Source organism: Parafrankia sp. FMc2 (genome assembly GCF_041008525.1).
In the GTDB taxonomy this organism is placed as follows: domain Bacteria; phylum Actinomycetota; class Actinomycetes; order Frankiales; family Frankiaceae; genus Parafrankia.
Genome location: NZ_JBFLUG010000102.1, coordinates 18332 through 27069, shown reverse-complemented (window position 1 = coordinate 27069; position 8738 = coordinate 18332). Strand labels below are relative to the sequence as shown.

Genomic DNA, 8738 nt, shown 5'->3' with positions numbered 1-8738 from the left:
CGCCCGTGACAGCCCGAGCAGGTCGCACGCGACCTTGACCGAGGTCAATGGTGCCAGTGAGGTGAACGCCTCGTCGACTATCTGCTGGGTTTCTTGCCGGAATCCGCGCTCCCGGAGATCAATTCCAAGAGCGCGTGCGCTTTTCCCACGACTTCCAGCGCTGCTTTCGTTCGCGCCAGCTCGGCGGCGAGCCGTTCGTTCTCCCGCCGTAGCCGCTCGTTGTCGGTGTCCGTCTCGCTGGCCGCGGGCCGGCCGGTGGGCTTTCCCCCGAGGGCTTCGCGAGCTCCCTGCTCCTGCGCCTCGCGCCATTTCTGGATGTGGGAGTGGTACAGACCTTCCCGGCGGAGCAGGGCGCCTCGTTCACCCGACTCGGTCAGGCCGTCGTACTCGTTCAGGATTCTCTTCTTGTAGGCCGCGGTGAAGGTCCGGCGCTTCGGTCGGTCCGACCGTGGTCCGCCTCGGGAGGGGCTCACCCCGCCATCCTCCTGCTTCGAGGAGGCCATGTCTGCCATGGTCAACGTCACCGGTCTTGAAGATCCCATCTCGCCCTGCGCTACAGAGGTTTCAGTGATCCTCGTGTCTCACGGGACTCTGACAGACAGGGCGAACGCGGTGCTCGCGTAGAAGGCGATCATCGCTTGTGTTCCTCGGACCCATGCGCCCAGCCGCGTGTCGCCGAAGGGGTGCGGGTCTTCCTGCGTGCATACGCCGTTGCTCGGCGTGGTAGCTATCGACCTGGACGGGCGAAGCGTCGTTCTATGCCGTCGAGGACGGTGTCGAGACCGGTGGTGAACGTGGCGTCATCGCGGTCGGGCGTGCGGGCGTGAAGCGCGCGGGCGAGGTGGGGGAAGACTGCGGGGTCGATGGTCGGGTAAGGCCGTTGCTCGGTGTCGGCGGCCGGGTGGGCGATGCGGAGCGCGTGGCCGAGGGTGTAGTCGTTCACGATGCCGGCGACAGCCCAGGCGTCTGCGGGGTCGAGTCGTAGCGGGGCAACGGCAGCGATGAGCTGCTCGGCGTGGCGCAACGCGTTCGGTCCGAGCATGCCGGAGCGGGTGGATGCCTGCAGCATCCACGGGTGAGCCGCGAGCGCCGCGTGGGAGCTGTGCGCGATGCGGCCCAGGGCGGCGCGCCAGTCCTCGGGAAGCTCCTCGTGGATGATGATCTCACTGACGACCTCGTCGACCATGAGTCTGACCAGGTCGTCCTTGGTGGCGATGTGGGTGTAGAGGCTCATGGGCCTCACGCCCAGGTCTGTGGCGATGCGACGGACCGACACCGCGTCGAGTCCTTCGTGGTCCGCGAGGGCGATCGCCGCGCCGACCACGACGTCCCGGTTCAACTTTCGTCCCGGGGCTGGCTTCGTCTTGTCCCACACCAGCTCCGACGCCCTGTTCGGCATTCACCGACCGTACTCCGCCGTACGCGATCACGCTGCGTGCGAGACAGTGTGCGGCGCCAATCGATACGGTGTACGGCAAGCTGGATGGCGATCGCGCTCCCGGCCGAGAGAAGTCGAGGGAGACCGCATGGGACCAACGGGGCAGACGTCGGGCGGCGCCGTGCAGGACGGCGCCGCCGCAGCGAACCGTGACCGGCGGTGGGGTGCGTTGGCTCTCCTGTGCGCTGCGCAGCTCATGATCTTTCTCGATGCCACGGTCGTGAACGTCGCTCTCCCGAGCATCCAGCACGACCTGCGTATCTCCTCCGCCTCGCTGTCGTGGGTGGTCAATGCCTATCTGCTGACCTTCGGCGGATTCCTCCTGCTCGCCGGTCGTGCCGGCGACCTGTTTGATCGACGGCGGCTCTTTGTCGCAGGCATGGCACTGTTCACCGCGGCATCGCTGCTCTGCGCCGTCGCCGCCTCGCCGACATCACTGACAGCCGGCCGGGCGCTGCAGGGAGTCGGAGGCGCCCTCGTCGTCGCCGTCGGCCTCGCCATGATCGTCACCTTGTTCGACGAGCCGGCGAAGCGTGACCGTGCCATGGCCGTCTACAGCTTCGTGGCCTCCGGCGGCGGAACCCTGGGCGTGATCCTCGGCGGGGTACTGATCGACACGCTCGGCTGGTATGCGATCTTCCTGATCAACCTGCCGGTCGGTCTGGCGATCATCGCCGTCACGCCGCGGTTCCTCGGCCACGGCCTGCCCGGCCGGGGACAGGCGCATCTCGATCTTCCGGGTGCGGTGACCGTGACGACCGCGGTCATGCTCGCGCTCCTCGGCTGCGTCACCGCCAGCAGCGACGGCTGGGCGGCACCCACCACCCTGATCCTGCTTGCCGCGGCGGCGACCGGGCTGGCGCTCTTCGTCCACCTGGAACGTCGCGCTGCGCAACCGCTCCTGCCGCCACGCCTGTTCCGATCCCGGGCGCTCTGCCTGGCCAACACCCTCGCCGTGCTGCTGCGAGCCGCGATGTTCAGCTGGTTCTACTTCGCCGCGCTCTACATGCAGAACATCCTCGGCTTCACGCCGCTGCAGACCGGCCTCGGTTTCCTCCCCGCCACCCTGATCATCGCTGTGTGCGCCTACACGATGGCCGCGCGCCTGGTAGCCCGAGTCGGCGTCCAGATGCCGATCGTGGGCGGAGCAACCCTGATCGGAGTCGGACTCGGAGCCTTCGCGTTCAGCCCGGCCGACGGCACCTACCCAGCCCACGTTCTTCCTGGGATGGTTCTGCTCGGTCTCGGTGGCGGCATCCTGTTCATGCCACTGATCCGCACCGCGACCACCTCCACCTCCCCCCGGGACGCAGGTGCTGCCTCCGGCCTGCTCAACACCTCCCAGCAACTCGGCGGAGCCCTCGGCCTCGCCGTCCTGGCCTCTCTCGCCGCGACCCACCGATCCGGAGACGCCTCGCTCGCCGCCACCGCGGCGGTGCTCGGCCTGGCCCTACGACCTCAGAGCCCCGAGCGCCGCCCCGTGGACGTCCCCCAGCAGACCTCCCGACCCGATCACTCCGCGCATGAGAACGAGCGGACGACCTGACCTCCGGGCTGGCTGCCCGCGCAGGCCGGACATGGCCGCGGCGTCCGGGGACCCGCAGCGCGCATAGGTGCGCGATCTCGGTGCCGGGTGAATGCCGTGCGTGCTCCTGGCAGGGCACGGAAATGCTGGGCGGGGCCGGGCCGGTTCCGGAAGGATGGTGGCATGCACAAGCCCAAAGGCTCCCGGTTGTCGATCGGCTCCGAGGACTCCGTCCTCTGTCTGTGGTCGAAGGGGTCCGTGCTGTCGATCGGGTCGGTCGGCTCGGTACTGTCGATCGGGTCCGTCGGTTCGGCGGTGTCCGTCCTCGGTGTGGGCTGCTACGCGTCGATCTTCAGCCTCGGATCCTTCGCCAGCATCGGCTCGATCCACAGCGCAGCCTCCCGCTGGTCGATACTGTCCTGGCGGGCCCGCTGGGCGACGCTCACCAACGGCACCCCGACCAACCCCGGCCGGGACGTCCGGACGCCCACGTCCAGGCCGGGGTCGTGACATTGCGGGCGATCAGGCTTCGGGGATCTCCCGTCCCCAGGCGGCCCGCGTGATCGCTTCCGGCTCGGGGCCGCCGCGCGCCCCGGTGTCCAGTGTGTCGATCGACGCGAGCTCGGCGTCGGTGAGCGTGAAGTCGAAGATGTCGAAGTTCTCCGCGATCCGGGTCGGTGACACCGACTTCGGGATCGCCTGCCGGCCCTGCTGGAGGTGCCAGCGCAGCATCACCTGAGCGGTGGTCTTCCCGTGTGCCGTGGCGATCTCGACGAGCGTCGGGTCCTCCAGGGTGCTGCGGCGGTCGTCGCCCCAGCCGGGGTAGAAGGTGATCCCGCCGATCGGGGACCACGCCTGGGACAGGATGCCGAGCTTGTCGTCCTTCTCCAGCAGGTCGGTGTTGCGGAAGTAGGGGTGCACCTCGATCTGGTTGACCGCGGGCACCACGGTGGTGGCGTCGAGGAGCCGGTCGAGGTGGTCGGGCAGGAAGTTGCTGACGCCGATGGCGCGCACCTTCCCGTCGGCCAGGAGCGTCTCGAGGGCCCGGTAGGCGTCGATGGTGAGGTCGAACTCGCTCGGCAGCGGCTGGTGCAGGATCAGCAGGTCGAGCTGGTCGACGCCGAGCTTGCCGACCGCCTTCTCGAACGCGTGCAGGGTCTCGTCGTAGCCGTAGTCGCTGATCCAGACCTTGGTCTCGATGAAGATGTCGCCGCGGGTGAGGCCTGACCGGCGGATCCCCTCGCCGACGCCGCGCTCGTTGCCGTAGGCGGCGGCGGTGTCGATCAGCCGGTAGCCGACCCGCAGCGCCTCCTCGACCGCGACCGCGGTCTCCTCGGGCGGGGTCTGGAAGACGCCGAAGCCGAGAGCGGGCAGCCTGACGCCGTTGTTCAAGCTCAGATCGGTACTCATGCCTCCACGCTAGGTACCGGCACACCGTCCAGGGAGGTCGGGTCAGTACCCCCCTCGCCAGCCGGGGCGCGGCACGCCTCGATCATCCATCCGGCTGGTCGGCCGGCGCCAGCCCGATCAGCGGCGAGGTGAGCGCGGAGACGACAGGCCCGGCGACGAACACCTGCGGCCGGCGGGATCGACCTTTGTCGAGAATCCGCACAGCCGTTTCGGATCTCCATTTGGGAACAATGGCGTGTCTGGTCGGTATCCACGCCGAGTCGGCAGTCGCACGGCGTTCCGCCGATCGCCTGGGTAGCGTTTCCCCCGCGCTACCGCGGCATGAAACCGAACCGGACGAAAGGGTATATCTGATGTCTCAGCAGGAGCAGCAGCAGCGCCAGCAGGTCGAGCAGCAGCTGCGCCAGAACTGGCGGCAGCTTCGCTACCCGCTGCTCGACCAGTTCGGTCAGGTCAGCGCCGCCGACCTGGACGCGGCGACCGGCATCAACGACCTGATCGCGCGGATTGCTGACCGGACGCACCACAGTGAGCGGTACGTCGAGAACCGTCTGCAGGAGCTGGTCGGTGCGGGGGCCGGCCAGGGCCAGGGCGGGCAGTTCAACGAGCGTTTCGGCGGGGAGCGCAGCGGCGGCCAGGGGCAGCCCTTCGGCTCCCGGTAGCCAACGCGACCGCACCGGGCAGACGGGGCGGAAGACCGGACCGCCGGTGCCCGTGGCCGGCGTCGCCGCCTGACCCGCGCCTGCCCGGTGTCGGTTTCCCCCGGCCCATCGCCTTCGGGGACGGCGTCAGTGGGCCTGATCCGTATCCGTCGACCGCGCCGCGAGCAGCGTCCGGAACTCCAGCAGATCGTCGATCAGGGCCGCGGTCTCGGCGGTCTGGGGCAGCCGGCGGAGCTCCGCAAGTATCACGTCGGTCTCCGGCAATGTCGGAATGCTGTCCATGGACATCACCATTGACAGGACATCGTCCATGGAACACCCGCCAGTCAGGGTCAGGGGCGTCGTCTGCTCGGTCGGACGCCCAATGCTGCACAAGTGTTGTCCGGGACGATGTTGGGGTTGTTACGGCCGAGGTGTCAGCCTGTTACTTTTTGCTGGCAAGCAGAACCATTACGATTCGCTCGACGGGTGATTCCCTCGTGATTCCGGCCACGTTCTCTGTTGCCCTGTCGCCGTGTCGGGATCTACGCTTCCGGGCTCTGCGGCGGGAGGGGCTGGCCGGCGGGCAGCCCGCCGGGGAGGACCAGCCTGACCGGGCGTAGCGGATGGTCGATCACGGTGACCGGATGATCGTAGGTCTCGGTCAGGATGGTGCTGGTCAGGGCCTCGGCAGGCGAACCCAGGGCACGTAGCCGCCCGCCGGCGAGGACGGCGACGGTGGTGGCGTGCACCGCGGCGAGGTTGAGGTCGTGGACGACGACGACCACGGCCCGGCCCGCGTCCGCCATCCGGCGCGCCGTCATCAGGACGTTCTCGGTGTGCCGCAGGTCCAGGGCGGCGGTCGGCTCGTCCAGCAGCAGGACCGGGGCGTCCTGGGCGAGGACCCGGGCGAGACTGACCCGGGCCTGCTCCCCGCCGGACAGGTCGGTGCAGCGGCGGGCGGTGAGGTGGGCGACGTCGGCGATGGCCAGCGCCGTGCCGACGGCCGCGTCGTCCCGGTCGCGGTCCGGTGGCCAGGGCGCCCGGCCCAGCCGGACCACGTCGGAGACGGTGAACGGGAAGCGCGGCGTGCCGCTCTGCGGGAGGACCGCGCGCAGGCGGGCGAGCGCGCCCGGCCGGTAGCTGCCGACCGGGCGCCCGAACAGGCTGACCTCGCCGGTCGTGCGGGTGCGGGGGGCGGGGCGGTCACCGGCCAGCGCGGCGAGCAGGGTCGACTTGCCAGCCCCGTTGGGGCCGACGATCGCCAGCAGCTCCCCGGCGCGCACGGTCAGCGTGACGTCGTCCAGCAGCCGGCCCGTCGACGTGTGGACGGACAGGCCGGCTGCGGTCAGGACCGGTTCGCCGGCCGCGTCCACGGTTGTGTCCCCGGTCGTCTCCCCGGCTGTGCCCGCGGCCGGGTCCGCGGTCATGCCCATCCGCCGTGGGCGTTGCGGGTGCGGCGCAGCAGCAGGACGAACACGGGCCCGCCGACCAGGGCCGTCACCACGCCGAGTGGCACCTCCGCCGGCACGGCGATCGTGCGCGCGGCGAGGTCGGCGAGCACCACGGTGCCGGCGCCGACCAGTGCCGAGGCGGGCAGCAGCGTCGCGTGCCGTGGGCCGCCGACGAGACGCACCAGATGCGGGGCGACCAGGCCGACGAACCAGATGATCCCGGTGAACGCGACGGCGGCGGCGGTGAGCAGCGCGACCAGCGCGACCGCCTGGCGGTGGGTGCGTTCGACCGGCAGGCCGAGGTGCGCCGCCTCCCGTTCCCCGAGGGCCAGCAGGTCCAGCGGGCGGGCCAGGCGCAGGGCCAGCACCAGCCCGATCAGACCGGGCGGAGCCACCGCCGCGAGCGCCGTCCAGGTCGCACCGCCGATGCTGCCGAGGCTCCAGAAGGTGATGTCGCGCAGCTCCTGGTCGTTCGCTGTGAAGATCGCCAGCCCGACGAGGGCGTTGGCGACCGCGCCGACCGCGACACCGGCGAGCATCAGGGTGATGATCTCCGTCCGGCCGTCCCGGCGGGCCGCGAGGTAGACCACGGAGGTGGCGAGCAGCCCGCCGAGGAAGGCGGCGGCGGGCACGGTCCACTGGCCGAGCAGGGTGGGCGCGGCGACGATGGCGGCCGCGGCTCCGGCGGCCGCCCCGCCGGAGACCCCGACCAGCGCCGGGTCGGCCAGCGGGTTGCCGGACAGCCCCTGCAGGATCGCGCCGGCGCAGCCGAGGCACGCGCCGACCAGCAGCCCGAGCAGGACACGGGGCAGCCGGATGTTCCAGATCACCGCGTCGTGCCGCGCGCTGACGTCCACGCCGAGGGTGCCCAGGCCGAGGTGGTCGCTGAGGACGCCGATCACGGACAACGGTGGGACACCGACCGCGCCGGTCGCGGCGCTGAGCACCGCGGCCGCCGCGACCGCGGCTGTCAGGAGGACCAGGGCCGACGCCGTACGGCCCCGCCGGGCTGGTCCGCGTCCGCGTCCGCGCAGGCGAGGCTTCTCCACTCCCGCCGGGCCCCCGGGCGTCGGCGCCAGGGCGCCCTCGGCCGGGGGTCGGGTCACCGCAGGCCCGGGTGGAGCGCGTCCACCAGCTCGTCGAGCGCGGCGGGGGTGCGCGGGCCCAGACCGAGCAGTTCCAGGTCGTCGAGGTCGATGACCGCCCGGTTCTCACCGGCGGTGGTCTGGGCGACTCCCGGCAGCCGGAGCAGCCCGTCGATCCCGCCGACCGACTCCAGGCCGTCGCTGAGCAGCAGCAGATGGTCGGGATCCGCGGCGACCAGCGCCTCGGCCGTCAGCGGCGTGAACTCACCCAGTCCCGCCGCGCTGCCGGCGTCGACGCCGTGGGCGGCCTCGATCAGCAGGTCCGCTCCACTGCCCTCGCCGCCGATCATGGCCACGTTCTGCTGACCGCGCACGTAGAGGAAGGCGACCTTCGGTGAGCTTGTGGCGCCCGAGGCCCGCTCGACAGCCCTGTCCAGCTCGGTCTGCGTGGTGGCCGCCAGTGCCACACCGCGGCCGGGCACCCCGAGTGCCGCGCCCACGGCCCGGATCTTCGCGCCGATGCCGTCCAGCGACCCGGCGCCCCGCTCGACGATCACCGTGGGAACGCCGGCCGACCGCAGCTGTTCGATGACGGGGGGAGGACCGGCCTCCGGTGTGCCCACCAGGATCGTCGGCCGCAGGGCGAGGATGCCCTCCGCGGCGAGCGACCGCTGATAGCCGATCTTCGGCCTGGCCGCGGCCTCGGGCGGATAGGTGGCGGAGACGTCGGTCGCCACCACCCGGTCACCGAGCCCGAGCGCGAAGACGATCTCGGCGATCTCACCGTTGAGGGGAATGATCCTGCTGACGTCGGTGACGGTCACGTCGCCACCGCCGGCCGAGGGCACGGTGACCGGCAGCACGGGAGCCGCCTCGGTCGGCCCGGCGGACGGCACCGCGGACGTCGACGCCGTCGACGAGGGCGCGGTCGACGGTTCCGCCTCGTCGGACGATCCACAGCCGGCCAGCAGCAGGCCGGTCACCGCGGCGACCGCGAGGACGACCGTCACCCGCAGTCGCGCCGACAGAGCCCTGGCACGCGGCGGCCCGGGGCGCCGTCGGCGGGCCTCGGGTGGACGGTTCCCCACCCGCCGGCCCGGGTGTTCCTCCTGGTGCCGGGAGCCGTGCTCGATATCAGGATCGGACCAGGTCACTGCCATCACGCTCCGCACACGTTCGGAATAT

10 protein-coding genes are annotated in these 8738 nt (G+C 71.2%); 3 read left to right on the top strand and 7 right to left on the bottom strand.

Annotated elements, in window-relative coordinates; all coding sequences use genetic code 11:
• Window positions 1–77: 77 nt before the first annotated feature.
• Together AB1460_RS26515 and AB1460_RS26510 are read right to left on the bottom strand one after the other, a co-directional pair.
• Window positions 78–473 (bottom strand): transposase, encoded by a 396-nt coding sequence (locus AB1460_RS26515; RefSeq protein WP_368964833.1) that lies wholly within the window; start codon window positions 471–473, stop codon window positions 78–80.
• A gap of 254 nt (window positions 474–727) precedes the next feature.
• Entirely contained in the window at window positions 728–1399 is a 672-nt protein-coding gene (locus AB1460_RS26510) for a TetR/AcrR family transcriptional regulator (RefSeq protein ID WP_368964832.1), read from the bottom strand.
• A gap of 127 nt (window positions 1400–1526) precedes the next feature.
• Here AB1460_RS26510 and AB1460_RS26505 point away from each other — a divergent pair, with 127 nt between their 5' ends.
• Both AB1460_RS26505 and AB1460_RS26500 read left to right on the top strand, forming a co-directional pair.
• Window positions 1527–2984: an MFS transporter gene (locus tag AB1460_RS26505; RefSeq protein ID WP_368964831.1), complete on the top strand. Its 1458-nt coding sequence runs from the start codon at window positions 1527–1529 to the stop codon at window positions 2982–2984.
• Between the two features lie 162 nt (window positions 2985–3146).
• On the top strand, window positions 3147–3473 hold the full coding sequence (locus AB1460_RS26500) for a hypothetical protein (RefSeq protein ID WP_368964830.1): 327 nt from the start codon (window positions 3147–3149) through the stop codon (window positions 3471–3473).
• A 12-nt stretch (window positions 3474–3485) separates the two neighbouring features.
• Here the strand turns inward: AB1460_RS26500 and AB1460_RS26495 are convergent, their stop codons facing one another.
• The gene (locus tag AB1460_RS26495) at window positions 3486–4373 is read right to left on the bottom strand and encodes an aldo/keto reductase (protein WP_368964829.1); all 888 of its coding nucleotides are present in this window, start codon (window positions 4371–4373) and stop codon (window positions 3486–3488) included.
• Window positions 4374–4726: 353 nt separating this feature from the next.
• Here AB1460_RS26495 and AB1460_RS26490 point away from each other — a divergent pair, with 353 nt between their 5' ends.
• Complete coding sequence (locus tag AB1460_RS26490; protein WP_368964828.1) at window positions 4727–5035, top strand: hypothetical protein; 309 nt, start codon at window positions 4727–4729, stop codon at window positions 5033–5035.
• A gap of 126 nt (window positions 5036–5161) precedes the next feature.
• Here the strand turns inward: AB1460_RS26490 and AB1460_RS26485 are convergent, their stop codons facing one another.
• The 4 genes from AB1460_RS26485 to AB1460_RS26470 form a co-directional block, all read right to left on the bottom strand.
• A complete protein-coding gene (locus AB1460_RS26485) occupies window positions 5162–5317 on the bottom strand; it encodes a hypothetical protein (RefSeq protein WP_368964827.1) in 156 nt (51 codons plus the stop codon).
• A gap of 242 nt (window positions 5318–5559) precedes the next feature.
• Window positions 5560–6444 carry a heme ABC transporter ATP-binding protein gene (locus AB1460_RS26480; RefSeq protein WP_368964826.1) on the bottom strand — a complete coding sequence of 295 codons (885 nt, stop codon included), beginning with the start codon at window positions 6442–6444 and terminating at the stop codon, window positions 5560–5562.
• Window positions 6441–7574 carry a FecCD family ABC transporter permease gene (locus AB1460_RS26475; RefSeq protein WP_368964825.1) on the bottom strand — a complete coding sequence of 378 codons (1134 nt, stop codon included), beginning with the start codon at window positions 7572–7574 and terminating at the stop codon, window positions 6441–6443. Before AB1460_RS26475 ends, AB1460_RS26480 begins: the two co-directional genes overlap by 4 nt.
• The gene (locus AB1460_RS26470) at window positions 7571–8713 is read right to left on the bottom strand and encodes a heme/hemin ABC transporter substrate-binding protein (protein WP_368964824.1); all 1143 of its coding nucleotides are present in this window, start codon (window positions 8711–8713) and stop codon (window positions 7571–7573) included. The genes AB1460_RS26475 and AB1460_RS26470 overlap by 4 nt, the downstream gene beginning before the upstream one ends.
• Window positions 8714–8738 lie beyond the last annotated feature (25 nt).